Raw genomic sequence first — 23,020 nt, 5'->3', positions numbered from 1 at the left:
TGCCGTCGTCACCTCACTGCAGGCCTTTCCATGTCGGTCCGGACTCCGCCGCTCAACCGCCTCCGCCAATTGTGGCGCGATGGCCGCCCCGCTTTCGGCGCGATCGCGACCATCCCGAGCGTGCAGATAGTGCAGATCATGGCGCGCTCGCTCGACTGGATCATCGTCGATCTCGAGCATGGTCCCATCGGACTGACCGAAGCGCATGCGATGATCGCCGCGACCACAGGCACGCCGTGCACGCCCCTGGTGCGGATCGCGGCGAATGAGCCGTGGCTTGCGAAAGCCCCGATGGACATCGGCGCCTTCGGCATCAACTTTCCGATGATCACGAACCGCAACGATGCTGAGAAGGCGGTCCGCAGCGTGCGCTACCCGCCGCGCGGCGACCGGCTCTGGGGTCCGTTCCACGCCCCGTTCCGCTGGGGCCAGTCGATGCCGGACTACATGGCGAGCGCCGACGACGAGATGATCTGCATGATCACCATCGAGCATGTCGATGCCGTCAACCGCATCGACGAGATCATGGCGACGCCGGGCATCGACGTCGCGGTGATCGGGCCCGGCGATCTCGCGACATCCATCAACAAGCGCGGCCAGATGGACGATCCGGAACTGCTGGAGCTGGTCGCGCGCGCCGAGGCCGGCATCCTCAGAAGCGGCGTGCCGATCGGCGGCGTGGCCCGCTCCGCCGACCAGGCCAACGCCCTGGTCGACCGCGGTTACCGCGCGATCGCGCTGGGCTTCGACTGGTCGCTGCTCCAGCGCGGCATCATGGCGGCGTTCGAGGGCATCAGGCGCTGAGCAGGCCGACTGCCACCTTGCCGGGAACTGCGGCCCTGCTAGGGTCGGCCGAATAGGGAGGAAAAACCATGCTCAAGAAGACTTTGCTCGCTCTGACCTTTACCGGCCTCGCCGTCGCCGCCTTCGCCCAGCAGCCTGGCATCAAGCGCACCCCGCTCCAGAAAGTCGAATTTCCGGAGGGCTATAATACCGTCACCGCCATTGCGGAGGTCCCGGCGGGCGGCGCGGCCGGACGCCATACCCATCCCGGAATTGAGACCGGTTATGTGCTGGAAGGCGAGCTCAATCTCCTCGTCGACGGGCAGCCGGAGAAGACCTTGAAAGCCGGCGATTCCTACCAGATCCCGGCAGGCGTCGTGCATGACGCCAAGGCTCATGGCGATAAAGCCATGAAAGTGCTTGGAGTTTATGTCGTCGACAAGACCAAGCCGCTGGCTTCGCCGGCTCCCTGATTGGTCGAACCGTTCAACCCCTGGCGGGTTGGTTCGTGCTAAAGGAAACGGCGGGCGGGACCCGCTCGCTGCACATTTTTTCATCTGTAGGAACCGAAGACCGATGCGGGGGACGCCAAAGCCCATTTCGCTGCCGCGCCGCCTGATTTGCGACCTCATGCGCGCGTCGATGGACGTGCCGTTCGTTTCGCTCTCCCGTTCGCTCAATATCCGCCCCCTGCTCGAGGCACGCGCCGGAGCCGCCACGCCGGCCGGCTGGGCTGCCACCTTCGTCAAGGCGTTCGCCCTGGTCGCCAGGGACGAGCCGATCCTGCGCACCGTCTACGCCAAATGGCCCTGGCCGACGTTCTACGAATTGCCGAACAGCGTGGCGTCGGTGGCGATCGCCCGGGTCGAGGACGGCGAGGAATGCGTGATGCCGCAGCGAATCGCGGCTCCCGAGGCCATGGCGCTGGCCGCGGTCGATGCCGAGATCCGGCGCGGCAAAACGGCGCCGATCGCAGACGTTCCGATGTTCCGGAAGATCATGCGGGCAACCCGCCTGCCGCTGCCGCTGCGGCGCCTGTCCTGGGCGATCGGCCTCAATTTCGGCCGCCAGCGCGGCAACTGGTTCGGCAGCTTTGCGGTGAGCTCGGTGGCCGCCTATGGCGGCGGCGAGCTTCACCCGATCACGCCGGGCCCCTTCATCGTCAGCTACGGCCTGGTCGAGCCCGACCAGACCATTCATGTCGTGATCCGCTGGGATCACCGGGTTACTGATGCGGCCCCGATCGCCCGCGTCCTGACCCGGCTGGAACAGGTCCTGAACACTGAAATCGCTGCCGAATTGCGGGCGGCGGGATCAAAGCCGATAAGAGTGGTCGGGACATAAGCACCGTCGTTCCGGGGCAGCTCGCAGAGCCGAACCCGGAACCTCGAGATTTCCGGGTCGATGCTGGCGCATCGCCCGGAATGACGGGCTAAACAATTGACAGCGAACCCCAAACTCCCCTAAAAGCCGCCTGCTCGCGGGCCGATTTCGGCCCGCGAAGCGTTTCGCGACCCGTGGTCCTCTCCCTTGAAGCTTTGGGGATCGGACCTGTCAGTGCCGGGCTAGCCCGTCACACAGGAGGGCGCGTTTCCTCAAACCATGTACCTGAAGAGGACGCGATGACTAAGCGCAGTGAGGCGAAGTACAAACTCGATCGCCGTATGGGCCAGAACATCTGGGGCCGCCCGAAGAGCCCCGTGAATCGCCGCGAATACGGCCCCGGCCAGCATGGCCAGCGTCGCAAGGGCAAGCTCTCGGACTTCGGCGTGCAGCTGCGCGCCAAGCAGAAGCTGAAGGGCTACTACGCCAACATCTCCGAGCGTCAGTTCCACGGCATCTATGTCGAGGCGAGCCGCCTCAAGGGTGACACCGGCGAGAACCTGATCGGCCTGCTGGAGCGTCGTCTCGACGCGGTCGTGTACCGCGCCAAGTTCGTTTCCACGATCTTCGCCGCTCGCCAGTTCATCAACCACGGCCACATCAAGGTGAACGGCCGCAAGGTCAACATCTCGAGCTATCAGCTCAAGGTCGGCGACGTGATCGAGGTCAAGGAAGCCTCCAAGCAGCTCGCCCACGTGCTGGAAGCCAGCCAGCTCCCTGAGCGCGACACTCCCGACTATCTCGAAGTCGACCACGGCAAGATGACCGCGAAATACGTGCGCATCCCCGGCCTCTCCGACGTGCCGTTCCCGGTGCAGATGGAGCCCCATCTGGTCGTCGAATTCTATTCGCGCTAAGATCTGAATATCGAAAGGCCCCGGTTCGCCGGGGCCTTTTTGCTTAAGAGCCACAATTCAGTGGCCGCAAATGCGTTAGGAGCCGTCGCATGCTCTACACCCCTCCCCCGATCGATCCCAAGGCGCCGCCGGTGCGCATCAATCTGCTCTCGGACACGCAGACCAAGCCGACGGCCGCGATGCGCGACGCCATGGCGCGCGCCGAGGTCGGCGACGAGCAGGTCGGTGACGATCCGACCGTGAACGCGCTGTGCGAGCGCGTCGCCGCACTGATGGGCAAGGAAGCCGCGGTCTACATGCCCTCGGGCACCATGTGCAACGTCACCGCGACGCTGGTGCATTGCCGCCCCGGCGACGAGATCCTGGCGCATGAGACCGCGCACATCATCGCCCGCGAAGGCGGCGCGCATGCCGCGATCGGCGGCTTCCAGGTCACCCAGCTTAGGGGTCCCGACGGCCAGTTCACGCCGGAGACGTTCCGGAAAGCACTGCATCCACGCACGCGCTACCAACCGCCGCAGACCGTCGTCAGCGTCGAGCAGACCGCCAATATCGGCGGCGGCACGATCTGGAAAAAGGCCGCACTCGACGAGATCGTCGCGATCGCGAAGCAGCACGGCCTCGTCACCCACATGGACGGCGCGCGCCTGCTCAACGCCACCGTCGCCAGCGGCATCTCCCCGCGTGACATGACGGCGGGCTGGGATTCGGCCTGGATCGATTTCTCCAAAGGCCTGGGCGCGCCGATCGGCGGCGTGCTCGCGGGCTCGCGCGCCTTCATCGATGCGGTCTGGCAGTGGAAGCAGCGCCTCGGCGGCTCGATGCGGCAGGCCGGAATCTGCGCGGCCGCCTGCATCTACGCGCTCGACCACCATGTCGAGCGCCTCGCCGACGACCACGCCAATGCGCGCGCGCTTGCCCGCGGGCTGTCGCAGATCCCCGGCGTCGAGGTGCAGGAGCCCGAGACCAACCTCGTGTTCTTCAAGCCCGACGGCGCCGGCATTGCCGGCGACAAGATGGTCGCGGCACTGCGCCAGCGCGGCGTGACACTTGCGATGATGGATGGCCGCATCCGCGCCTGCACCCATCTCGACGTCGATGCGGCCCAGATCGAGGAGACCATCGGGTACGTGCGCGAGATCGTGCGCGGGGCGTAGTCAGCGCGTTTTCGAGCGAAGTGGATACCGGTTCGCGTAAAGAAAACGCGTCAAAACGAGAGTCTACCGCCCCATCGCCTGATAGATCAGCGTCTTCAACGCCAGCTGAATCCGGCCGCGTTGCGACGGGGTCTGCACCATGAAGATCCCGAACAGATCGTCTTCGGGATCGATGAAGAAGAAGGTGCCGCCGACGCCGTCCCAGCGATATTCGCCGAGCGGCCATGACGTCCCCGGCGGCACCGAGGTGCGCACCGCGAAGCCGAGGCCGAAGCCGGAACTGCCGCCCGGATAATAGTTCGGATCGCGCGCGATCTTCGTTTCCGGCCCGACATGATCCGACGCCATCAGCGCGATGGTCTCGGGCTTGAGATAGCGCCGGCCTTCATAGCTGCCGCCATTCAGCAGCATCTGCGCGAAGCGGGCGTAGTCGCCGACTGTGCCGACGAGGCCGGCACCGCCCGATTGCCAGATCGCCGGGCGCCTGATGTCGCGAACCGGTGTCGTTGCATTGATGTTGCGATCATCCGGCATCGGTTCGGCGATGCGTGGGAATTTGGCGGGGTCGGTGACGTAGAACGCCGTCTCCGTCATGCCGAGCGGGTCGAGCAGCCGCTCCTTCTCGAACTGCAGCAGCGTCTTGCCCGAGATGACCTCGACAACCCGGCCGAGCACGTCGGTGGCAAAGCCGTAGTCCCACAGCGTGCCCGGCTGCTCGGCGAGCGGCAGTGCCGCGAGCTTCGCGACGAAATCGGCGTTGGAAACATCGCCATTGAAGAGGTTGGCGGCCGCATAGAGCTCGCGCACCGCGCCGCCGCCAGAAGAACCGTAAGGCAGCCCCGCGGTGTGGCGCAGCAGATCCTTGATCGTGACGGGACGCTGCAGCGGCTCCAGTGCCAGCGAGACCTTGCCGTCCTCCGCCTTCTTCTCGACGCCGACCTTCATATCGGCAAAGGCCGGAATGTACTTTGCGACGGCATCCTCGAGCGCGAGCTTGCCTTCCTCGACCAGCATCATCGCCATGACCGAGGTGATCGGCTTCGACATCGAATAGAGACGGAAGATCGTGTCCGCGCTCATCGAACTCTCGGTCGCGACATCGCGAACGCCGAAATTCTCGTAATAGACCGGCTTGCCATGCTGCTGGAGCAGCAGAATGGCGCCGGGAATCTTGCCGGTCACGATCTCGTTGCGGATGTAGTCGGAGACCTTCGCCAGCCCTTGGGCCGAGAGAGTGCGAGCGCTGCGTGCTTCGGAGCCGGCCTTCGCACCGACCGCTCCGACCAGAAGCACGAGCGCCGCGATGAAAGCGCGGCGCCCGAACATGTCACTTTTCCATGGCTTCATAGACCAACAGCTTCAACGTCCGCTGCACGCGCTGGCGCTCGGTCGGGGTCTGCTCCAGCAGCACGAAGAACATGTCCTGCTTGGGATCGATGACGAAATAGCAGCCGGAGGCGCCGTCCCATTTCAACTCGCCGAGATTGCCGGGCGGCGGCGGTTTTGCGTTGCCGGGGTCGGTGCGCACCGCGAGCCCGAGGCCGAAGCCGAAACCGTCGCCGGGGAAATAGAAATAGTCGCGGTCGACGCCTGATTTGGGGCCGAGCTGATCGGTCGTCATCAGCTTGAACGTCTCAGGCTTGAGAATGGTCTTGCCGTCGAGGCTGCCGCCGTTGAGCAGCATCTGCGCGAAGCGCTCATAATCGGCCATGGTCGTCACCATGCCACCGCTGGCGAACTGCATCTTCTTGACCACGGTCGGATCATTGATCCGGCCAACGCGGAAGTCGCTGTCGTTCGGCACCGGCTGCGCCAGCAGCTTCTGCTTCTCGGGAGCGGTGACGAAAAAGCCGGTGTCGACCATGCCGAGCGGATCGAGCAGCTTCTCGCGCATGATGTCGATCAGCGGCTTGCCGGCCGCGATCTCCATCACGCGTGCCAGCACGTCGGTGGAATGGCCGTATTGCCAGAGCGCGCCCGGCTGGTTGTGCAGCGGCAGCTTGGCGATGCGCTCGGCGAACTCGGCGAGGTCGAAATCGCCTGCGTAAATGTTGGCATCGCGATAGGCCTTGCGGACAAGGCTGTCGCCATAGAAGCCATAGGTGATGCCCGATGTGTGCGTCATCAAATCATGCACCGTCATCGGCCGGTTCGGCGGCACCAGCTCGAGCGACTTGGTGCCGTCCTCCGCCTTCTTCTCGACGCCGACTTTCACACTGGCGAAGGACGGAATGTACTTCGAGACGGGATCATCCAACTTGATCTTGCCGTCCTCGACCAATTGCATCGCGACCACCGAAGTGATCGCCTTGGACATCGAGAACAGGCGGAAGATCGTCTTGTCCGTGATCGGCGCCTTGCTGACCACGTCCTGCACGCCGAAGGCTTCGTGATAGACCGGTTTGCCGTGCTGCCGGATCAGCACGGTCGCGCCGGCGATCTTGCCGGTCGCAACCTCGTTCTTGAAGAATTCGCTGATCTTGCCGAGCTTGTCCTGATTGAAATGCGCCCCGGCCGGAATCTCGTAGGTGCCCTCCGCTCGCGCCAGCGACATCGCGCCGAGCGACACCAGCGCGCCGCAGACCAGCGCACGCAGTCCAGACTGTGAAATCATATCCCCTCCCCGGAACATGGCCCGGCGGAGTGTACTGAGCGCGCCATCAGGCACAAGGGCCGGCGTGTCGCGCAAGCGCCTCGGCGTGGAGCTTGGCGCTCGGCTCAGCGAAGCAACAGAACACCACACGGACAACGGGTGGCGCCGCAGCAAGCCCTTCGATTGTCGTACGAACGGCGATATCGGCCGCCCGGTCGGCTGGAAAGCGGAAAATGCCGGTCGAAATCGCGGGAAATGCCACCGAGGTGAACTTGTGCTTCCCGCACAGCTCCATCGAGCGGCGATAACAGGACGCGAGCAGATCGTCCTCTCCGAGCGTGCCGCCATTCCAGACCGGTCCGACGGTGTGGATCACATGGGCAGCCTTGAGCCGGTAGCCTTTGGTGATCTTGGCATCACCCGTCTTGCAGCCGTGGAGCATGCGGCATTCGGCAACCAGATCGGGCCCCGCCGCCCGATGGATCGCACCATCCACGCCGCCCCCACCAAGGAGCGACGTGTTGGCCGCGTTGACGATGGCGTCAACGCTCAGTGTGGTGATGTCTGCGACAATGACCTCGAGCTCGGCGCCGCCAATCCGGCGCGTCAGCTGGGTCACCTATCAGGCCGCGACGACGACGCCCTTCTCCGTGAAAAGCTGCTGCAATTCACCGGCCTGGAACATCTCGCGGACGATGTCGCAGCCGCCGACGAACTCGCCCTTCACATAGAGCTGCGGGATGGTCGGCCAGTTGGAGAAGGTCTTGATGCCGTTGCGCAGTTCGGCGGATTCGAGAACGTTGAGGCCCTTATAGCCGACGCCGATATGGTCGAGGATCTGGACGACCTGGCCGGAGAAACCGCACTGCGGAAATTGCGGCGTGCCCTTCATGAACAGAACCACGTCGTTCGACTTCACTTCGTTGGCGATGAATTCCTCGATGCTCATTTCCGTGTCCTTCTGGGGCGGAGCCCCCACCAATCAATTCGGGCTGGCTCAGCCGATCTAACCCGATACCTGCCTATATATGTAGCCCAAACCGTTGTGCATCCAAAGTAAAATGGCGGCGACACGCCCCCGCTGACCGGTTTGCCCCCGGCCGGATCCATAGGCTGATGACATCAATATCATCGCCGGGGAGGACTTTCATACCGTAACGGAGCCCCTATCTAGGACGAACCCAGGTTTTGGAACCGGGCAACGCCAACAACGTTCTCTTGTCCTGTCTGGAGAAAAACGTGACGAAACAAGCCTCCGCTACGGCCGCCCCCTCGCTTTCGTCACTGTCCTCTGCCGGTAACCTCGCCCAGCGGCTGGAAGACGCCTTTCTCGCCGTCCGCAACGAGACCGAACGCCGCGCTGCGCCACTGTCGCCGGAGGACCAGCAGATCCAGTCCATGCCGGATGCGAGCCCGACGAAATGGCACCGGGCCCATACCACCTGGTTCTGGGAGCAATTTTTGCTCGGCGAGCACGCGGCTAGCTACCGGCCCTTCCACCCCGATTTCGCGTTCCTGTTCAATTCCTATTACGTCGCCGCCGGCCCGCGTCATGCCCGCAATCATCGCGGTGATATCACCCGTCCCAGCGCAAACGAGGTCGGCGCCTATCGCAACTATGTCGATGCGGCGGTCGTGAAATTCTTCCGCGAGGCGGGAGAGGACAAGCTTCGCGCGATCGCACCGCTGGTCGAGGTCGGGCTCAACCACGAGCAGCAACACCAGGAATTGATGTTCACCGACATCCTGCACGCCTTCGCGCAGAACCCGGTCTATCCGGCCTATGACCCGGACTGGCGCTTCCCGGCCGCGACGCGCGCCGCCGATGACTGGCTGACGCTGAACGAGGGCATCCACACCGTCGGCCATGTCGACGACAGCTTTCATTTCGACAATGAGAAGCCGGCGCATCGCGCCCTCGTCGGCCCGGTCAGGGTCGCTCGCAATCTCGTCACCAATGCCGAGTGGCTGGCCTTCATGCGGGACGGCGGATACCGGCGTGCGACGCTGTGGCTGATGGACGGCTTTGCCGCAGCCAGCAAGGAAGACTGGCAGGCCCCGGGTTACTGGCGCGAGATCGATGGCCAGTGGAACGTGATGACGCTGGCCGGTGTGAAGCCGGTCGATCCCACCGCGCCGGTCTGCCATATCAGCTACTACGAAGCCGACGCCTTTGCGCGCTGGGCTGGCAAACATCTGCCGACCGAAATGGAGTGGGAGGTCGCGGCCCGCGCCCGCCAACTCAACGACGCCTTCGGCATCGTCTGGCAGTGGACCCGCAGCTCGTACGCGCCCTATCCCGGCTACCGGGCCATCGAAGGCGCGCTCGGCGAGTACAACGGCAAGTTCATGGTCAACCAGCTGGTACTGCGAGGCTCCTCGCTTGCAACTCCGGAAGGCCACAGCCGTATCACCTATCGGAACTTCTTTTATCCGCACCACCGCTGGCAGTTCACGGGACTGCGGCTCGCCGATTACGACTAGTTCTCATCCGACGACAGATGCGCGCCGGACAGCGCGTTCAGGAGAGTATCATGAATGTGCACGCCAGCGCTTTGGCCGAAGCCCATCTTCCCGACGAACAGACCACCGCCTTCGCCCGCGAGGCCATCAAGGACCTCTCGCAGCAGCCCAAAACACTGTCGCCGAAATATTTCTACGACGCGACGGGATCGGAGCTGTTCGAGGCGATCACGCGCCTGCCGGAATATTATCCGACGCGGACCGAGCTCTCGATCCTGAAGGATCGTGGCAGCGAGATCGCGAAGATCATTCCGGAGCACGCCGCACTGGTCGAGTTCGGCGCCGGCGCAACGACGAAGGTCCGCCTGCTGCTCAACCATTGCAGGTTCGCGGCCTATGTCCCCGTCGACATCTCCGGTGACTTCCTCAAGGCGCAGGCGAACGGCCTGAAGCGAGACTTCCCGTCGCTCGGCATCTATCCGGTGACCGCCGATTTCACCACGCCGTTCGAGCTGCCGAGGGCCGTCGCCTCGATGCCCAAGGTCGGCTTCTTTCCGGGCTCGACCATCGGCAATTTCGAGCCGCATGAAGCCCAGGCCTTCCTGAAGAGCGCACGCGCGATCCTGGGTCGGGGCGCGCAGATGATCATTGGCGCCGACCTCGAGAAGGATGAGCGCGTGCTGTTCGATGCCTATAACGACGCCGCCGGCGTCACCGCGCGCTTCAACCTCAATGTTCTCGTGCGGATCAACCGCGAGCTTGGCGGCAATTTCGACCTCTCCGCCTTCACCCATCGCGCGATCTACAATCGCGAGCGGCACCGCATCGAGATGCACCTGTTCAGCAAGAAGAGCCAGACCGTGCGCCTGCTCGGCACCAGCTTTTCGTTCCGCCCGGGCGAAAGCATTCACACCGAGAACAGCTACAAATACAGCATCGAGCGTTTTGCCGCGCTGGCACAGGGCGCGGGTTGGCGCGTCCGCGAGAGCTGGACGGATGCGGCGAAGATGTTCTCGGTGCATGCGCTGGAAGTGGCGGAGTAAACGCTGCGGCCGCTCTCCGCGAGAGCGCTTTCCCCGCAGCGCATCCTTCGAGACGCCCGCTTAGGCGGGCTCCTCAGCTCAGGCCGCTCCGCAATTCAATGTTCCTTGGCCTCTTCTCTGTCCGCCCCCAGCGACACCGATTCCCACACCGCGACGATGATCATGATCACCGTCGTCGCGACCGACAGCCAGAGCGGCGGGAGGCCGGCGGCGAACCACCACAGCAACAGCAGCAGCATGATGCCGATGCCGTGCGAGAGCTGGAGGAAGCCGCGGATCGCGTGCTTGAACAGGATGGTGCCGATCAGGAACACCAGCGGCCCGCCGATCGTGCTCACGATGGTGCGCACGTCGGAATGGCCGGTCGGGTGCTTCAGCACCAGCTCGTCCGAGACCGCGGTCAGGATGATGCCGGCGATGATCGGCGTGTGCAGATAGGTATAGGCGAGCCGCGCCAGGCGGCCGGATTCGGTGGACTTCGAGATCCGCTCCGAGCCGGCCTCGGCGCCCTTGTGGAAATAGACCCACCACATCGCGATGGCGCCGACCAGTGCGGAGACGAAGGCCATGATGTTGTCCGCGGTCCAGTCCAGCTCGGCGAAGGTCGCGCCGTTGACGACGACGGCCTCGCCGAGCGCGATGATGACGAAGAGCGAGCAACGCTCGGCCATGTGGCCGCCCTCGACGGCCCAGGCCTCGACCGACGAGAAGCCGAGCTTCGGAACCCAGAAGCGCACCGCCGGCGAGACGTACTCCCAGGCGACTGCCGCAATCCACAGCCATAGCCGCGTCTCGTCTTCGGACAGGCCGCCTGCGATCCACAACACCGCGGAGATCGCGAGCCAGGTCAGAATGCGGATCGCGTTGTGGCGAACCGCGGTCCGATGCCGCGGCGTTGCGAACAGCCAGAAGGCCGTGCGCCCGATTTGCATCGCCGCGTAGGCGATCGCAAACCACAGACCCCGCCCCTCGAAGGCGGTCGGGATCGTCGTCGACAGCACCAGCCCGCCCAGCATCATCAAAAAGAGCATGACGCGGACCGGCGTCAGCTCCGGATTGAGCCAGTTGGTGACCCAGGCGGTATAGACCCACACCCACCACACCGCGAGAAACAGCACCGTGACGTGCACCGCGCCGAGCGGCGTGAAATGGTGCAGCAGCGTATGCGACACCTGCGTGACGGCGAAGACGAAGACGAGGTCGAAGAACAGCTCGACATTGGTGACGCGGCTGTGCTGGTTCGGCACGATGACGCGAAACATCGCGCCGCGAGAATTGTCCGCAGCCATCGTCGTCCCCCGTCGCGCGATCAGATCAAGCGCCCGGCACGCCAGTTTGCAGCGCCAGCGCGTGCAGCACGCCGCCCATCTGGCCGCGCAGGGACTGATAGACGATCTGGTGCTGCTGGACGCGGGATTTGCCGCGGAAAGATTCCGAGATCACGGTCGCGGCATAGTGGTCGCCGTCGCCGGCGAGGTCACGGATGGTCACCTCGGCATCGGGGATCGCTGCCTTGATCATCGCCTCGATATCGTGGGCGTCCATGGGCATTCGGGTCTTGCTCCTTCTGGTCTCGAATCGCTGCCGGGGTCCCCTCTCCGGCAGGGCCAAACTTAGCGTGAACGGACTTCTGCGTCACGCTTTCCGGCACTATATCCATGATCCCATCAGGATAAAGGCACGACAAAGTGCCGCGCGCGGCAGATTGATCGAAAAGGTGTGAAATCATGAAGCTTCCAGGGCCCGACCATCCCATCACCATCACCCCAAATCCCCGCCGCGTCCGTGTCACCGCGGGCGACATCGTGATCGCCGAAACCAGCAAGGCGCTGACGCTGAAGGAGGCCAGATATCCGGCGGTGCAATATGTGCCGCGGGAGGACACCAACATGGCCCTGCTGGCGCGTACCGACCGCGTCACCCACTGCCCCTACAAGGGGGATGCGAGCTATTACAGCGTTAAGGCCGACGGCAAGGTGCTCGATAATGCGATCTGGACCTACGAGACGCCCTTTCCCGCAATGAGCGAGATTTCCGGCCATCTCGCCTTCTATCCGGATAAGGTGAAGATCGAGGAAGTGGGGTAGGCGCACGCGCTGTGACGCCGGGGCGATCCTGGATCGCCTCCTTCCAGTCGACACAAGGCACGAGATGCCGCGCCGGGCCGCAAGACTGATTGGGGTCTCGTTGCTGGGATTGTCCGGCATCCTTGTTGTGCTCGCTGCTGCCGGGCTGGGTTTTCGTGCCTATCGTCAGCACCTTGCTGCCCAAACTCTCGCGATCCGCTCTCCTGCCGGCGTGCAGGAGGGAGAGTTCATCGAGATCGGCGGCATCAAGCAATGGATTCAAATCCGCGGCGAGGATCGGGATAACCCGGTTCTCCTGTTCGTCCACGGCGGCCCCGGCGGCTCCACCCTGCCGATCTCCTCGGCTTGGCGCGCCTGGGAGAAGCATTTCACCGTCGTGCAGTGGGACCAGCGCGGCACCGGGCGCACCTTTGGCGCGGCTGGAGACGCGCTCGGCCCCACGATGACACTGGAGCGGATGACGCAAGACGGCATCGAACTGGCCGAGTACCTGCGCACGCATTTGCACAAGGACAAGATCGTCCTGGTCGGGCATTCCTGGGGCTCATTCCTGGGAATTCGAATGGCGAAGCAACGTCCGGATCTGTTCTCGGCCTATGCCGGCACGGGCCAGGTGGTCGGCAGGGAGACCTTCGAGAAGGCTTTCGAGCTCACGATCGCGCGCCTGCAGCGGCTTGCGGCAGCGGCCACCAACAAGGAGGCGCTGGCAGAATTGACGCCGATCGCTTCACAGCCGGTCCTCACCCCGGAGAATCGCCTGATTGCGGACAAATGGAGCAATGTGCTGGGTCTGCCGCTCGCCGACGGCTTCCAGCTGACCGGTCCCATCCCGCCGCTCTTCATGCCGGACGTCTCGCTGCTTGATCTGTACAATTGGCGGAAGGGCGCCGCCTTCTCGGCAAAGTACCTGACGGGACGGAACGGGCCGATGTTTCAGAGCGACATGGCCTCAATGGGGTTCGAGTTTTCAATACCCATGTTCTTCATCGAGGGCGATGCAGACGCCGTGACGCCGGGAGGACCCGCCGAGCAATTCTTCAACCTGATCACGGCCCCGCACAAGGAATTCGTCTGGGTTCGCGGCGGAGACCATTTCATTCCGTTCGATCGCCCCGATGAGTTCTTGGCGGAGCTGATGGCTCGCATAAGACCGTTCGCAAGCCATTGACGGCCTGCGCCTGGGAGCCGGCGCCCCGTTCCGGTCCGACCTACTGCCCGCTACGCCCTGAAGATCGTGAGCCCCAATATCAGCAGCACCAGGAAGATCACGACGAAGACGTAGAACAGGAAGCGGGCGATATCGGCGGAGACGGTCGAGATGCCGGTGAAACCGAGCACGCCGGCCACGATCGAGACAAGTAGGAAGATCAGCGCCCATTTCAGGATCGTCATTGCCAGCTCCGAATTGTGCCGCTTGTCGCGGCCGTCAGCCCCTTCCCTTCGGCGGACGCTAACTTCGCTGCGCGGAACTGGTTCCTACGGGTGTCAGGACCCCAAGTCGGGCTCAAGTGGGGCTCAACTACCGCGCAAACGAGCCTTGCTGAATCCGGCTCGCGGCGGCACAGTCCAGCCCGGGGCAGGAGTGCGGGGGCGACCAAGATGACGATGGCAGATTCAGCGACGATCGGCGCGGAGGTGCATGCCGCGCCGAAGAGCAAGGCGCGCAATTTGGCGATTGATCGCGCCCGCACCTTCCTGACTCTGGTGGTGCTGCTGCATCACGCGGTGATCCCCTATACCTATTTCGGTCATACCGATCCGAAGTACTTCTTCGGCTTCGACATGATCGTGCTCGCCACCGACAGTTTCTTCATGGCGATGTTCTTCTTCCTGTCGGGGCTGTTCGCCTGGTCTGGCATCGCCCGGAAGGGAGCACGGAGCTATTTGGCAGATCGCCTGCTTCGGCTTGGCTTACCCTTCGCGATCTGCGCCCTTACGGTCATTCCGCTCGCCTACTACGCGATCTCCCTGCGGCAGCATCCCGAGATCGGCTTTTCGGAATTCTGGTGGAATATGGTCACGAAGGGCCCGTGGCCGAGCGGGCCGATTTGGTTCCTTTGGGTCTTGTTCGCTTTCGACCTGGTTGCCTGCCTGCTGCACCGGCTGTCGCCCAATCTGCTCGATCCGATCAATCGCCTCTCGCTACACGGTCGCCGTCGGCCCGCCGTGTTCTTCGCGGTCATGCTTGCCGTCACCGCGGCGTTCTACATTCCCGGGAGGGTTCACTTCGGACCAAGCAGTTGGTTCGAGTTCGGGCCGTTCTCGGTCCAGCACGGGCGCGTGATGCTCTACGCGACCTACTTCTTTTTCGGTGCAGGCATCGGCGTTGCGCAAATGGATCGCGGGCTGCTCGCTGTCGACGGCCGGATGGCAAAGGTCAGCTGGGACTGGATGGTGCTGGCGATCGTTCCGTATTGCCTCTTGTGGGTGCTGATCTTTATCAAGCGCGAAATACTGGGCAACCCGTCGCCGTTGCCGGACTGGTATGAAGCGCTCTATGCCATCTGCTTCACTGTCTTCAGCGTGGCCATCATGTTTCTGATCCTGGCCTTTTTCCAGAGGTTCAGGCAATCAGGCTCAGCCAAGCTGCTCGATCCAATGCAGAGCGACGCGTTCGGCATGTTCCTGGTGCACTATCCGATCGCACTGTGGCTGCAATATTGGCTGTTCGAATATGGCCTGCCGGCGATCGTCAAGGCCACGATCGGATTTGTACTGACAGTCATGGCGAGCTGGGCGCTGACGCGAGCGTTGCGGCAGATCCCGGGCGCGACGAAGGTGCTTTGAGGAAGCGGCAACGGCCTCCTATCGTCGTTGCGAGCGCAGCGAAGCAATCCATCTCACCGCAGGCAGCAGTGTGGATTGCGTCGTCGCGGAGCCTGTCATCGGGCCCGCCAAAGGCGGGACCCGGTGGCTCCTCGCAATGACAGATGGCGTCGCTACGCCGCCTTCCCACCCATATATTCCGGCAGCCAGCGCTCGAACGACTTACGGAGCGCATCGATCGCCACGGGCGCTTCGCCCGCGATCGCGATCGCATCGCCGCCGGTGGTGCCGATCCGCACGCACGGCACTTCGCAGCCACGCATCTTGGCAAGTACGCGGCCGGCTTCGGTTTCCGGCACGGTGACGAGATAGCGCGCCTGGTCCTCACCGAACCAATAGGCCTGCGAGATCAGCGAGGTCGGCGCCGCCAGCAGCTTGGCCCCGATGCCGCCCGCCATCGCCATCTCGGCCAGCGCGATCAACAGACCGCCGTCGGAGAGGTCGTGCACGGCGGTTGCGGTACCGCCATGGATCATGCCGCGCACGCAATCGCCGTTGCGCTTCTCGGCGGCGAGATCGACCGGCGGCGGCGCGCCCTCCTCGCGACCGCAGATATCGCGCAGGTAAACGGACTGGCCGAGCCAGCCATGGGTCTCGCCCACCAGGAGGATCGCTTCGCCCTCGGCCTTGAAGGCGAGCGAGGCAGATTTGGTGAAATCGTCGAGCAGGCCGACGCCGCCGATCGAGGGCGTCGGCAGGATCGCGCGGCCGTTGGTCTCGTTGTAGAGCGAGACGTTGCCGGAGACGACCGGAAAGTCCAGCGTGCGGCAGGCTTCCGAGATGCCCTTCAGGCAGCCGACGAACTGGCCCATGATCTCGGGCCGCTCAGGATTGCCGAAATTGAGATTGTCGGTGATCGCGAGCGGCTTGCCGCCGACCGCGGTGATGTTGCGCCAGGCTTCCGCCACCGCCTGCTTACCACCCTCAAACGGATCCGCCTCGCAATAGCGCGGCGTGACGTCGACGGTGAGCGCGAGGCCCTTCGGCCCGTCCTCGACGCGCACGACCGCTGCATCGCCGCCGGGACGCTGCATGGTGTTGCCGAGGATGACGTGATCGTACTGCTCCCAGACCCAGCGCTTAGAGCACATGTCGGGCGTGCCGATCAGCTTCTCCAGCGCAGGCCCAAGGCCCATCGGCGCAGGCACATCGCGCGCATGCACGACCGGCAACGCGGCGGAGGGGATATGCGGACGGTCGTAGAGCGGCGCCTCGTCGCCGAGCTCCTTGATCGGCAGATCGGCCATGACGTCACCGCCATGCTTGACGACGAAGCGCTTGCTCGGCGTGGTGTAGCCGACCACGGCAAAGTCGAGGCCCCACTTCTTGAAGATCGCCTCGGCTTCTTTTTCCTTCTCGGGCTTGAGCACCATGAGCATGCGCTCCTGGCTCTCCGAGAGCATCATCTCGTAGGCGCTCATGCCGGTCTCGCGGGTCGGCACCGCATCGAGATCGAGGTCGACGCCGAGGTCGCCCTTGGCGCCCATCTCGACGGCCGAGCAGGTCAGGCCCGCCGCGCCCATGTCCTGGATCGCGATGACGCAGCCCTTCTCCATGATCTCGAGGCAGGCTTCGAGCAGCAGCTTCTCGGCAAAGGGATCGCCGACCTGCACCGTCGGGCGCTTCTCCTCGGACTTGTCGTCGAACTCGGCCGACGCCATCGAGGCGCCGTGAATGCCGTCGCGCCCCGTCTTGGAGCCGAGATAGACGATCGGCATGTTCACGCCGGAGGCCGCCGCATAGAAGATCTTGTCGGCATCGGCGAGGCCTACCGCCATCGCGTTGACGAGGATGTTGCCGTCATAGCGGGTGTGGAAGCGCACCTGGCCGCCCACGGTCGGCACACCGAAGGAATTGCCATAGCCGCCGACGCCGGCAACGACGCCGGAGACGAGATGCCGGGTCCTGGCATGCTCGGGCGCGCCGAAGCTGAGCGCATTCAGGCAGGCAATCGGCCGCGCCCCCATCGTGAACACGTCGCGCAAGATGCCGCCGACGCCGGTGGTCGCACCCTGATAGGGCTCGATGTAGCTCGGGTGGTTGTGGCTCTCCATCTTGAAGACCACAGCCTGGCCGTCGGCGATGTCGATCACGCCGGCATTCTCGCCAGGGCCCTGGATCACCCAAGGCGCCTTGGTCGGCAGGCCCTTGAGATGGATGCGTGACGACTTGTACGAGCAATGCTCGTTCCACATCGCCGAGAAGATGCCGAGCTCGGTGAAGGTCGGTTCCCGCCCGATCAGCTTCAGGATGCGCTCGTATTCGTCGGGCTTGAGCCCGTGGGCGGCAACCAGTTCGGGGGTGATCTTGGGTTCGTTCTTCATGGATTCCAGGCTTTCGGCGGCGGTTTGGCCGTTCTTAGGAACATCGGGGGCTTCCGGAAAGCCCTTTCTGGCGCATTTTCCCGCTGTCCCACGTTTTGCAGGCGGGGACGGCGGGAACAGGAATTGCACGGCGCGGACGGATCGGATTTAAGGGCTAAAGACCCGCAATTGAAGGCCCATTTCCTTGCACGAATTGACCAAAGCGCCCCCGCCCCGCCGCCCCGACCTCCACGTCGCCACCGAGGGCGAATTTGTGGGCTGGCGGACCTGGATTCGCGACAGTTTTGAGTCCCATGTCGGCCCCTTCTGGCACCGGATCGAGGCGGACGGCAACGTCCGCAGCGCCTTCAGGGTCGAGAAAAAACACCTCAACGGCTCCGGGAACGTCCACGGCGGCTGCTACATGGCCTTTGCCGACTACTCCCTGTTTGCGATCGCCACCCATGTCCTGGACAGCCGGGCGGTGACGACCAATTTTGCCTGCGAATTCCTCGACGCGGCACGCGAGGGCGAGCTGATCGAATGCACCGGCGAGGTCACCCGCGCCGGCGGCTCGCTGATCTTCCTGCGCGGCAAGATGATGTCCGGGACGCGGGTGCTGCTGACCTTTTCGGGCACGATCAAGCGGATGAAGCGGAAGGCGCTACCTCAGCCAAACGCATAGCTCGGCGCCTTCCCTTTTCACGCGCCCTCGCCCACACTTCCCGGCAAGCGCGATCGCGCCGGGGAGCAGGAACAAGGTGCCGCAGAGCACATCGGAGGCGGGGCGCTCAGCGGCCTCCGTTTCATCGCCGTTGCCGTCCATGGCCGCCACCGGCGCGCGCAACTGGCGCGACTATGCGCTGCTGCTCGCGCTCGCCTGCTGCTGGAGCTCGACCTATCCGCTGGCCAAGCTGGCGCTTCCCACCATCCCGCCCATCACCTTCATCTCGGCACGCTCGCTGATCGCGGCTGCCTTCCTGTTCGCGATCCTGTGGATGCGCGGCATCAAGGTCCCGACCGACGCGAAGGCGTGGAAGCTGTTCGCGACCCAGCAATTGATCAACTCGACCTTTCCGTTCCTGATCATCACCTGGTCGCAGCAATATGTGCCGGCGTCGAACACGGTGGTGCTGGCCTCGACGACACCGATCTTCGCGTTCCTGATCACCTCGCTGATCACCCGGCATGAGCCGGCAACGCTGCTCAAGCTCGCCGGCGCGATTTTGGGACTCGCCGGCACGGTTCTCATCGTCGGCCTCGACGCGCTGCGCGGCTTCGGGAGCGAGATCGTGGCGGAAATCGCGATTTTGCTCGCGACCATCTCCTTTGCCTGCGCCACGATCTTCGGCCTTCGCCTCTCCGAATACGACCCGATGGTCGTGGCGGCCGGCTCGCTGTTGTTCGGCGGCCTCATCCTGTTGCCGCCCTCGCTGATCATCGATCAGCCCTGGACGCTGCAGCCGACCTCGACCGCAATCGTCGCCACCATCGTCATGGGCATCGTCTCGAGCGCGCTGGGCTTGATGCTGTTCTACGTCTGCCTCGGCCGGCTCGGCACGCTGACCACGAACGCGCAAGGCTATTTGCGCATCCCGATCGGCGTCGGCCTCTCCGTGCTGCTGCTCGGCGAGAGCGTGCCGTCCAACCTCGCGCTCGGCCTGCTTCTGGTAATGGCGGGTGTTGCGGCCATGACGGTGCCGGCGGAGCGTCCGAAGCTGCGGTAAGCTCGCCGCTCAAGCCGAAATCTGCTTCTCCGCGATCGACAGCCATTCGGCCTGCGCCTTGCGCAGATATTTCGGCGCGCGCCGCATCTGGATCAGGAGCTCGTTGAAGACCATGCGTGCCTCGGCGCTGCGGCCGACCGTTTGCAGCAGCATGCCGTAGCGCACCCGCGCTTCAGCGCCCGGAAAGTAGCCGGCGAGCGCGTGATATTCCTCGAGCGCCTCGTCGAGCCGGCCGACCTCCGCGAGCGCGCGGGCATAGAGCAGATGCGCGTCGGCGGAATCGAAATCCGGCCATTGCTTCTGCAGATCGTCCAGTGTGGCGAGCGCATCGGCCGGGCGGCTGGCGGCAAACTGCGCCTGCGCCTTGCGCAGCGCATAGGCGGGATCGTGGCCCATCGACAGCTTCAGGATGTGATCGTAATGCGATTCCGCTTCGGCGAACCGGCCGATATTTGCGCACTCTTCCGCCAGCGCCGCACGGTTGGAGATGGTGTCGGTGCCGGCCAGCCGGTCGGACAGCTCGCGATAGCGCTTCTCGGGATCGAGCCGGTTGGCAACACGCTGGCGCGCCTGCCGCGCGCCGGGGCTGGAAAACCATTCGGGAATGAGCTCGACCGCGATATAGGCGATCGCGCCCATCAGCGGCACCATCAGGATGATGAAGGCCCAGGGCCGCAACCGTCCGGTTCGCGAGGCGTGATAGATCAGGGTGATATCGAGCAGCAGAACGACCAAAGCGACGGGCATGTGACATCCGGACAGCACAACGGCAGCGCCGCTTCCTGATATCGCAACTCGCGCAGGGAAACAACTTTGAGTTGCCCCTGCCCGCGAAATGGGCGAACCCGGACGCACGCACCTGTGACGGCGACGAAGAGTCAGTCGCCCCAAACGCGACGCAGGTTCATGAGATCGTTGCCGAACGCGGCTACTTGTTGGCGTCGTCCGCCAGCATCTTCCGGTATTTTTCGACGTCTCGCGTCACGAGCTGCTGCAGCAGCTCCGGCGTATGCTCGCTTGCATCGGGCGCAACGGTCGAAAGGTCGGCAAAGCGCTTCTTCACCGCGTCGGTCTCCACGGCCGTGCGCGCTGCGGCGTTCAGCTTGGCAATCACGGCCGCCGGCGTGCCCTTCGGCGCGAACAGGCCGTTCCAGCCCTGTGCCTCGAATTCGGGCAGGCCCGCCTCCACCGACGTCGGCAGGTCGGGCAGCGTGGCGAGCCGCACGGTCGAGCCGACCACGAGCCCCTTCACCAGCTTCTCGTTGATCGATTGCGAGACCGACGCGGCGGCATCGCAGACGCCATCGATCTGGCTGCCGACGGCGTCGGTGAGCGCGGGCGCGGCGCCGCGATAGCCGACCAGCGTCGCGTCGATGCCGGCGGCGGTGACGAAGCTCTTGCAGATCAGATAGTTCGAGGAGCCGACGCCGGCATGGCCGAGATTGATCTTGCCGGGATTGGCCTTGGCGTAGGCGATGAACTCCTTGAGGTCCTTCGCCGGAAAGTCCTTTCGCAACGCGATGATGCCAAACGTCTTCGCGACCATGGCGATCGGCACGAAGGAGTCAGGCGTGAACGGCAGTTTTGGATAGATCGTGTAGGTCGCGGCGTTGGTGCCGGCATTGCCGATCGCGATGGTGTAGCCGTCGGGCTCGGCGCGGGAGGCGCGCGCCAGCGCGGTCGAGCCGCCGGCCCCCGCAACGTTCTCGATCACGATGGTCTGGCCGAGCGCGATGCCCATCTGCTCGGCCACGGCGCGTGCGATCACGTCCGAGGTGCCGCCGGCCGCGAACGGCACGATCATGGTAACAGGACGCTTGGGATAATCCTGCGCGAACGCGCCAGTTGCGAACGAAAATGACGCGAGCGACAGCGCCGCGATCGCGGCGAGTGACCGCTTCAGCCCGAACAAAATCACGCGGCCTTTTCCAGATGCGCGGTCAGGCCCGCGAACAGGCCGCGGCCGTCGGTGCAGCCCATGATGTCTTCGACGTGGTTTTCCGGATGCGGCATCATGCCGAGCACGTTGCCCTTGTCGTTGACGATGCCGGCGATCGAATGCGCCGCGCCGTTGATGTTGCTGTCATCGTCGACCACGCCGGCGGCGGAACAGTAGCGATAGAGCACCCGCCCCTCGCCTTCGAGCCGCTTGATGGTCTCTTCATCCGCCTCGTAATTGCCTTCGCCATGGGCGACCGGCACGCGGATCACCTGTCCGGCATTGTAGCCGCGGGTGAACGGTGTGTCGGACCGCTCGACGCGCAGATGCACGTCGTGACAGATGAATTTCAGCCGCTCGTTGCGCATCAAGACGCCCGGCAACAGGCCGGACTCGCAGAGGATCTGAAAACCGTTGCAGACGCCGAGCACGAGGCCGCCCTTGGCCGCATAGTCGCGCACCGCGTCCATCACCGGCGCGCGCGCGGCAATGGCGCCGCAGCGCAAATAGTCGCCGTAGGAGAAGCCGCCCGGCACCACCACGAGATCCGTGCCCGCAGGCAGCGCCGGCTCGGCGTGCCAGACCATCGCCGGCTCGCTGCCCGAGATCATCCTCAGTGCACGCGCCATGTCGCGTTCGCGGTTGATTCCGGGAAAGACGAGGATGGCGGCTTTCATGTTCGGGTTCCGATGGTGATGGGAATCGGGCTGGCCAAAGGGCCAATTCGTGAAGAGACATAGCCATTTGACGGGGATTTTACCAGTGCTAGCCTTGCCGGACGGCCTTGTACACAGGCCATAGGCGAGGCACTTTTGCCCGCGATCTTGCCCGGGATTGAAGCCATGAACGTCCCGTCGCTCCCCACATCCCACTCCGAGCCCGTGTCCACCGAGGGCGTCGTCGCCGCCGGCGCCTATGTCGATGGACGCCGTATCGCCAATATCGCCATCAGCGAGGCCTCGAGTTGGCGGGCCAAGCCCGGCCACGTGGTCTGGATCGGCCTGCACGAGCCCGACATGGCGCTGCTCGGCGCGGTGCAGAAGCAATTCGACCTGCACGAACTGGCGATCGAGGACGCCAACCACGCCCATCAGCGACCCAAGATCGAGCAATATGGCGAGGCCCTGTTCATCGTGGCGCGGACGGCGCAGCTGGTCGAGGGCCGCATCGCCTTCGGCGAGACCCACATCTTCGTCGGCGAAGGTTATCTGGTCTCGGTGCGCCACGGCGCCTCGACGTCCTACACGCCGGTGCGCGAACGCTGCGAAAGCTGCCCGCGGGCACTCGCGCGCGGCGAGGATTACATCCTCTATGCGATCCTCGATTTCATCGTCGACAATTACTCGCCCGTGCTCGAGAGCATTCACGACGAGGTCGAGGGCATCGAGGACGACGTGCTGTCCAAGCCGATCAGCAAGGCGCAGATCGAGCGGCTCTACATGCTGCGCCGCGACCTGCTGCGGCTGCGCAACGCGATCGGGCCGCTGGTGGAGGTCTGCCGCCGGCTGGAGCATGACGAGCTGTCGATGGTGCGGCAGGCCATGCAGCCGCTGTTCCGCGACGTCACCGACCACGTCCGCAACATCCAAGAGCGCATCGATTCCATGCGCGAGGTGCTGGCCTTCGCCTTCGAGGCCAGCCTCCTGGTCGGCCAGGCGCAGGAGACGGCGGTGTCGAAGAAGCTCGCCTCGTGGCTTGCGATCATCGCGATCCCGACCGCGCTGGCCGGCATCTACGGCATGAACTTCAAGCACATGCCGGAGCTGGAATGGGAGTACGGTTATTTCATGCTGCTCGGCGTGATGCTGACGGCATGCGGCTCGCTGTACTGGCGGTTTCGCAGAGCGGGCTGGCTGTAG

At 64.3% G+C, this 23,020-nt stretch carries 24 protein-coding genes; 13 read left to right on the top strand and 11 right to left on the bottom strand.

Annotated features, from left to right (window positions below):
* Positions 1-30: 30 nt before the first annotated feature.
* The 5 genes from GGD66_RS36640 (at position 31) to GGD66_RS36620 (ending at position 4,180) form a co-directional block, all read left to right on the top strand.
* Entirely contained in the window at positions 31-804 is a 774-nt protein-coding gene (locus GGD66_RS36640) for an HpcH/HpaI aldolase/citrate lyase family protein (RefSeq protein ID WP_183261545.1), read from the top strand.
* A gap of 68 nt (positions 805-872) precedes the next feature.
* A complete protein-coding gene (locus GGD66_RS36635; protein ID WP_018316573.1) occupies positions 873-1,256 on the top strand; it encodes a cupin domain-containing protein in 384 nt (127 codons plus the stop codon).
* A 103-nt stretch (positions 1,257-1,359) separates the two neighbouring features.
* On the top strand, positions 1,360-2,127 hold the full coding sequence (locus GGD66_RS36630) for an acyltransferase (protein WP_018316574.1): 768 nt from the start codon (positions 1,360-1,362) through the stop codon (positions 2,125-2,127).
* 278 nt (positions 2,128-2,405) lie between these two features.
* Positions 2,406-3,023 carry a 30S ribosomal protein S4 gene (gene rpsD, locus GGD66_RS36625; protein WP_018316575.1) on the top strand — a complete coding sequence of 206 codons (618 nt, stop codon included), beginning with the start codon at positions 2,406-2,408 and terminating at the stop codon, positions 3,021-3,023.
* A gap of 89 nt (positions 3,024-3,112) precedes the next feature.
* A complete protein-coding gene (locus GGD66_RS36620; RefSeq protein WP_183230026.1) occupies positions 3,113-4,180 on the top strand; it encodes a low specificity L-threonine aldolase in 1,068 nt (355 codons plus the stop codon).
* A gap of 63 nt (positions 4,181-4,243) precedes the next feature.
* Here GGD66_RS36620 and GGD66_RS36615 read toward each other — a convergent pair whose 3' ends face one another.
* Genes GGD66_RS36615 through grxD form a run of 4 tightly spaced genes read right to left on the bottom strand, consistent with a single transcriptional unit; the run spans position 4,244 to position 7,722 of the window.
* Positions 4,244-5,506 (bottom strand): serine hydrolase, encoded by a 1,263-nt coding sequence (locus GGD66_RS36615; RefSeq protein WP_183261543.1) that lies wholly within the window; start codon positions 5,504-5,506, stop codon positions 4,244-4,246.
* A 1-nt stretch (position 5,507) separates the two neighbouring features.
* On the bottom strand, positions 5,508-6,794 hold the full coding sequence (locus GGD66_RS36610; protein ID WP_183261541.1) for a serine hydrolase: 1,287 nt from the start codon (positions 6,792-6,794) through the stop codon (positions 5,508-5,510).
* A 46-nt stretch (positions 6,795-6,840) separates the two neighbouring features.
* Positions 6,841-7,392, bottom strand: coding sequence for an O-acetyl-ADP-ribose deacetylase (locus GGD66_RS36605; RefSeq protein ID WP_183261538.1), 552 nt, complete (start codon positions 7,390-7,392; stop codon positions 6,841-6,843).
* A 3-nt stretch (positions 7,393-7,395) separates the two neighbouring features.
* A complete protein-coding gene (grxD, locus tag GGD66_RS36600; protein ID WP_018316580.1) occupies positions 7,396-7,722 on the bottom strand; it encodes a Grx4 family monothiol glutaredoxin in 327 nt (108 codons plus the stop codon).
* A 239-nt stretch (positions 7,723-7,961) separates the two neighbouring features.
* Here grxD and egtB point away from each other — a divergent pair, with 239 nt between their 5' ends.
* Together egtB and egtD are read left to right on the top strand one after the other, a co-directional pair.
* On the top strand, positions 7,962-9,257 hold the full coding sequence (gene egtB / locus GGD66_RS36595; protein ID WP_183261536.1) for an ergothioneine biosynthesis protein EgtB: 1,296 nt from the start codon (positions 7,962-7,964) through the stop codon (positions 9,255-9,257).
* 50 nt (positions 9,258-9,307) lie between these two features.
* A complete protein-coding gene (egtD, locus tag GGD66_RS36590; protein WP_177237220.1) occupies positions 9,308-10,279 on the top strand; it encodes an L-histidine N(alpha)-methyltransferase in 972 nt (323 codons plus the stop codon).
* A 95-nt stretch (positions 10,280-10,374) separates the two neighbouring features.
* Here egtD and GGD66_RS36585 read toward each other — a convergent pair whose 3' ends face one another.
* Together GGD66_RS36585 and GGD66_RS36580 are read right to left on the bottom strand one after the other, a co-directional pair.
* Entirely contained in the window at positions 10,375-11,568 is a 1,194-nt protein-coding gene (locus GGD66_RS36585; protein ID WP_092259053.1) for a low temperature requirement protein A, read from the bottom strand.
* 25 nt (positions 11,569-11,593) lie between these two features.
* Positions 11,594-11,830, bottom strand: a complete 237-nt coding sequence (locus GGD66_RS36580; RefSeq protein ID WP_018316584.1) for a BolA family protein — start codon at positions 11,828-11,830, stop codon at positions 11,594-11,596.
* 176 nt (positions 11,831-12,006) lie between these two features.
* On the opposite strand from GGD66_RS36580, the gene GGD66_RS36575 reads away from it, so the two are divergent.
* Both GGD66_RS36575 and GGD66_RS36570 read left to right on the top strand, forming a co-directional pair.
* Positions 12,007-12,366, top strand: coding sequence for a DUF427 domain-containing protein (locus GGD66_RS36575; protein WP_018316585.1), 360 nt, complete (start codon positions 12,007-12,009; stop codon positions 12,364-12,366).
* Between the two features lie 64 nt (positions 12,367-12,430).
* Positions 12,431-13,534 (top strand): alpha/beta fold hydrolase, encoded by a 1,104-nt coding sequence (locus GGD66_RS36570; protein WP_183261534.1) that lies wholly within the window; start codon positions 12,431-12,433, stop codon positions 13,532-13,534.
* 50 nt (positions 13,535-13,584) lie between these two features.
* Here GGD66_RS36570 and GGD66_RS36565 read toward each other — a convergent pair whose 3' ends face one another.
* Entirely contained in the window at positions 13,585-13,758 is a 174-nt protein-coding gene (locus GGD66_RS36565) for a DUF1328 domain-containing protein (RefSeq protein ID WP_018316587.1), read from the bottom strand.
* Between the two features lie 207 nt (positions 13,759-13,965).
* Between GGD66_RS36565 and GGD66_RS36560 the strand changes: the two genes are divergently transcribed.
* Positions 13,966-15,153: an acyltransferase gene (locus GGD66_RS36560; RefSeq protein WP_183261594.1), complete on the top strand. Its 1,188-nt coding sequence runs from the start codon at positions 13,966-13,968 to the stop codon at positions 15,151-15,153.
* 152 nt (positions 15,154-15,305) lie between these two features.
* Here GGD66_RS36560 and purL read toward each other — a convergent pair whose 3' ends face one another.
* Positions 15,306-17,516 (bottom strand): phosphoribosylformylglycinamidine synthase subunit PurL, encoded by a 2,211-nt coding sequence (gene purL / locus GGD66_RS36555; protein WP_183261532.1) that lies wholly within the window; start codon positions 17,514-17,516, stop codon positions 15,306-15,308.
* A 184-nt stretch (positions 17,517-17,700) separates the two neighbouring features.
* On the opposite strand from purL, the gene GGD66_RS36550 reads away from it, so the two are divergent.
* Both GGD66_RS36550 and GGD66_RS36545 read left to right on the top strand, forming a co-directional pair.
* Positions 17,701-18,180 (top strand): PaaI family thioesterase, encoded by a 480-nt coding sequence (locus GGD66_RS36550; RefSeq protein WP_038948054.1) that lies wholly within the window; start codon positions 17,701-17,703, stop codon positions 18,178-18,180.
* 76 nt (positions 18,181-18,256) lie between these two features.
* Positions 18,257-19,222: a DMT family transporter gene (locus GGD66_RS36545; protein WP_183261530.1), complete on the top strand. Its 966-nt coding sequence runs from the start codon at positions 18,257-18,259 to the stop codon at positions 19,220-19,222.
* A gap of 9 nt (positions 19,223-19,231) precedes the next feature.
* Here GGD66_RS36545 and GGD66_RS36540 read toward each other — a convergent pair whose 3' ends face one another.
* The 3 genes from GGD66_RS36540 to purQ all read right to left on the bottom strand — a co-directional run bounded on the left by GGD66_RS36540 (position 19,232) and on the right by purQ (position 21,838).
* Positions 19,232-19,969 carry a tetratricopeptide repeat protein gene (locus GGD66_RS36540; protein WP_092259042.1) on the bottom strand — a complete coding sequence of 246 codons (738 nt, stop codon included), beginning with the start codon at positions 19,967-19,969 and terminating at the stop codon, positions 19,232-19,234.
* A 181-nt stretch (positions 19,970-20,150) separates the two neighbouring features.
* A complete protein-coding gene (locus GGD66_RS36535; protein WP_183261528.1) occupies positions 20,151-21,140 on the bottom strand; it encodes a tripartite tricarboxylate transporter substrate binding protein BugD in 990 nt (329 codons plus the stop codon).
* A complete protein-coding gene (purQ, locus tag GGD66_RS36530; RefSeq protein WP_183261526.1) occupies positions 21,137-21,838 on the bottom strand; it encodes a phosphoribosylformylglycinamidine synthase subunit PurQ in 702 nt (233 codons plus the stop codon). The genes GGD66_RS36535 and purQ overlap by 4 nt, the downstream gene beginning before the upstream one ends.
* A 165-nt stretch (positions 21,839-22,003) precedes the next feature.
* On the opposite strand from purQ, the gene GGD66_RS36525 reads away from it, so the two are divergent.
* The gene (locus GGD66_RS36525) at positions 22,004-23,020 is read left to right on the top strand and encodes a magnesium and cobalt transport protein CorA (protein ID WP_018316597.1); all 1,017 of its coding nucleotides are present in this window, start codon (positions 22,004-22,006) and stop codon (positions 23,018-23,020) included.

It is taken from the genome of Bradyrhizobium sp. CIR48, from assembly GCF_014198315.1.
Taxonomy (GTDB): Bacteria; Pseudomonadota; Alphaproteobacteria; order Rhizobiales; family Xanthobacteraceae; genus Bradyrhizobium.
Note: the sequence above shows the minus strand (reverse complement) of the source record. Positions and strands in the feature narration are given on the sequence as shown.

Coding starts and splice junctions, on each gene's coding strand:
- rpsD (WP_018316575.1), top strand. CDS start 2,406: ATGACTAAGCGCAGTGAGGCGAAGTACAAACTCGATCGCCGTATGGGC.
- GGD66_RS36640 (WP_183261545.1), top strand. CDS start 31: ATGTCGGTCCGGACTCCGCCGCTCAACCGCCTCCGCCAATTGTGGCGC.
- GGD66_RS36615 (WP_183261543.1), bottom strand. CDS start 5,506: ATGTTCGGGCGCCGCGCTTTCATCGCGGCGCTCGTGCTTCTGGTCGGA.
- GGD66_RS36565 (WP_018316587.1), bottom strand. CDS start 13,758: ATGACGATCCTGAAATGGGCGCTGATCTTCCTACTTGTCTCGATCGTG.
- purQ (WP_183261526.1), bottom strand. CDS start 21,838: ATGAAAGCCGCCATCCTCGTCTTTCCCGGAATCAACCGCGAACGCGAC.
- GGD66_RS36575 (WP_018316585.1), top strand. CDS start 12,007: ATGAAGCTTCCAGGGCCCGACCATCCCATCACCATCACCCCAAATCCC.
- GGD66_RS36635 (WP_018316573.1), top strand. CDS start 873: ATGCTCAAGAAGACTTTGCTCGCTCTGACCTTTACCGGCCTCGCCGTC.
- GGD66_RS36560 (WP_183261594.1), top strand. CDS start 13,966: ATGACGATGGCAGATTCAGCGACGATCGGCGCGGAGGTGCATGCCGCG.
- GGD66_RS36580 (WP_018316584.1), bottom strand. CDS start 11,830: ATGCCCATGGACGCCCACGATATCGAGGCGATGATCAAGGCAGCGATC.
- GGD66_RS36610 (WP_183261541.1), bottom strand. CDS start 6,794: ATGATTTCACAGTCTGGACTGCGTGCGCTGGTCTGCGGCGCGCTGGTG.
- GGD66_RS36525 (WP_018316597.1), top strand. CDS start 22,004: ATGAACGTCCCGTCGCTCCCCACATCCCACTCCGAGCCCGTGTCCACC.
- GGD66_RS36570 (WP_183261534.1), top strand. CDS start 12,431: ATGCCGCGCCGGGCCGCAAGACTGATTGGGGTCTCGTTGCTGGGATTG.
- egtD (WP_177237220.1), top strand. CDS start 9,308: ATGAATGTGCACGCCAGCGCTTTGGCCGAAGCCCATCTTCCCGACGAA.
- GGD66_RS36620 (WP_183230026.1), top strand. CDS start 3,113: ATGCTCTACACCCCTCCCCCGATCGATCCCAAGGCGCCGCCGGTGCGC.
- GGD66_RS36540 (WP_092259042.1), bottom strand. CDS start 19,969: ATGCCCGTCGCTTTGGTCGTTCTGCTGCTCGATATCACCCTGATCTAT.
- grxD (WP_018316580.1), bottom strand. CDS start 7,722: ATGAGCATCGAGGAATTCATCGCCAACGAAGTGAAGTCGAACGACGTG.
- GGD66_RS36585 (WP_092259053.1), bottom strand. CDS start 11,568: ATGGCTGCGGACAATTCTCGCGGCGCGATGTTTCGCGTCATCGTGCCG.
- purL (WP_183261532.1), bottom strand. CDS start 17,516: ATGAAGAACGAACCCAAGATCACCCCCGAACTGGTTGCCGCCCACGGG.
- GGD66_RS36630 (WP_018316574.1), top strand. CDS start 1,360: ATGCGGGGGACGCCAAAGCCCATTTCGCTGCCGCGCCGCCTGATTTGC.